The 1,926-nt window shown below is 56.2% G+C and carries 4 protein-coding genes; all 4 read right to left on the bottom strand.

The features are described from left to right. Positions 1–100 precede the first annotated feature (100 nt). Genes ABG80_RS05875 through ABG80_RS21250 form a run of 4 tightly spaced genes read right to left on the bottom strand, consistent with a single transcriptional unit; the run spans position 101 to position 1,846 of the window. Positions 101–496, bottom strand: coding sequence for a phage minor tail U family protein (locus tag ABG80_RS05875; protein ID WP_000683105.1), 396 nt, complete (start codon positions 494–496; stop codon positions 101–103). Continuing rightward, entirely contained in the window at positions 493–1,071 is a 579-nt protein-coding gene (locus tag ABG80_RS21260; protein ID WP_000975070.1) for a phage tail protein, read from the bottom strand. The genes ABG80_RS05875 and ABG80_RS21260 overlap by 4 nt, the downstream gene beginning before the upstream one ends. Before the next feature lie 11 nt (positions 1,072–1,082). Beyond that, positions 1,083–1,436 (bottom strand): head-tail joining protein, encoded by a 354-nt coding sequence (locus ABG80_RS21255; protein ID WP_000752979.1) that lies wholly within the window; start codon positions 1,434–1,436, stop codon positions 1,083–1,085. Between the two features lie 11 nt (positions 1,437–1,447). Next, positions 1,448–1,846: a DNA-packaging protein FI gene (locus ABG80_RS21250; protein WP_000158919.1), complete on the bottom strand. Its 399-nt coding sequence runs from the start codon at positions 1,844–1,846 to the stop codon at positions 1,448–1,450. Between the last annotated feature and the right edge of the window lie 80 nt (positions 1,847–1,926).

Raw genomic sequence — 1,926 nt, 5'->3', positions numbered from 1 at the left:
AAGCGGATTCGCGTAAGGGTCACCGCTCCCCTTATAAACCCACAGGGTGGTCCCGGCACCTTTCACCGGCATTGTAGGATTTGGTACAGGCATAGCGTCCTCACATTTCATAGGTAATGACATAAGTCAGATCGGCTGAACTCCACAAGCCCGCATCATCGTCGCGCCGGTAGTCATAGCCGCTGGCCACCATACTGGTGATCAAATCTGACAGTGCCGGGATATCGCTCATCACCGGATAAATCCGGGACTCCATCCACGCATCCAGCTCTGAATCCGGCACCTGAGCAGGCAGGAAAACTTCGATATGCAGCTCCGCCTGCCAGGTATCGCTGTCCAGCTCTTCGCCCGTGTATTCAGCGCCGGTGAGATAAACGGCAACTGCCGGAAAATCCGCCTCATCAAAAACAGCGGGGCGACCATCAAAAAACGTCGCCCCGGTGTCATGCTTCTCCAGTGCATCCAGTACGGCTGCACGGAGTTCAGTATGTTTCATCGCTTTATTACCATCCTCAGTTGATGCTGCAGCGCATAGCCCAGCTCTTTCGGAAGACGTTCACGCCGTATCCGCTCAATATTTTGTTTAAACGCCGTGGTCAGCGGCACCGCCATCGGGATTTTCACCACATCAATGGGGTAACGGTTTTTCCCAGCCACACGCTGCATGACATGCCACCGGCCATTTTTCAGTTGCTGAATAAACGCGCCGGGAATACGACGGTTACCCACCACAAGCACGCTGCCGCCACCTTTCAGGGATGAACGCTGCCCCTTTTTACGACGCCTGCGGCGCGAAAGGACAACCCGCGCATTACCCAGCTTGATTACGGGCAAATCCCCCCGGTTAACTTTGATTCTGGCCTGCGGATTTTTGACCGTGGCCCTTTTCAGCCTGGCCCTTTCCTTTACCAGTTTCCGGCGTACCTTTGTCTCACGGGCAACCTGTGACGCCGACTGCGATATCGCGGATGAAGCAACGCGGTTAATGGCCATTGCGGCGGCACCAGGCACCGCCGTTTTGCTGATACGGCTGAGGTTTTCAACGGCCTGCTCAAGACCTTTTATGGCCATACATCCCCCTTTCAGCGGCGACGGTTAACGGCAGGCGGTACGCCCCGTCCAAGCCAGAGATGACAACTTCCGCCATCATCCGGCGAAACCCGATCTACCCAGAAATTTTCCTCACCGATGGTCAGCGTGTCTCCACGCCGCAGCTGCCGCACCTCATCAGTCCGGACAAACAGGGACGGGCTGGAGCCTTCAACGCGCACGCCCTGTCCGGCATAGCTGATATTTTCAGGGTCATCAAAAACACCACGTATCACCGCACCTGACTGCTCACCGGATGTAATGGTGGCTGACGTTCCCATGTACCCGCGTATCGTTTCATCGGCGCGGGCAATGGCAGCATCGAACAGGTTATCGAAATCAGCCACAGCGCCTCCCGTTATTGCATTCTGGCCAGGCCGCGCTCTGTCATTTCGGCTGCCACACCGGCAGAGACACGAAACGCCGTTCCCGGCAGCACAAATGCCACAGGTTCATCCCGCGTGGCGTGAAGTGCATCAGTATGCAGCTTCACCAGTGCCACGACCGTGACCAGTTCAGACGTATCCAGAATCACGGTATCCGGCTGCGCTGATCCCACCTCATTTTCATGTCCGGTCAGCACATTTTCCCGGCTGAGAGGGGTGTCCTGACCGGCAGTTTCATCCGTGTCATCAAGCTCCTCTTTCAGCTCTGCCACACGGAGCGCCAGTTCTTCTTTCGTCCCCGTCAGGCTGACATCACGGTTCAGTTGTTCACCCAGCGAGCGGAGACGGGCAATCAGTTCATCTTTCGTCATGGACTCCTCCACAGAGAAACAATGGCCCCGAAGGGCCATGATTACGCCAGTTGTACGGACACGAACTCATCAGATCGGAA

The sequence above is a fragment of the Aquabacterium parvum genome (assembly GCF_001447195.1).
GTDB lineage: Bacteria > Pseudomonadota > Gammaproteobacteria > Burkholderiales > Burkholderiaceae_C > Aquabacterium > Aquabacterium parvum.
Note: the sequence above shows the minus strand (reverse complement) of the source record. Positions and strands in the feature narration are given on the sequence as shown.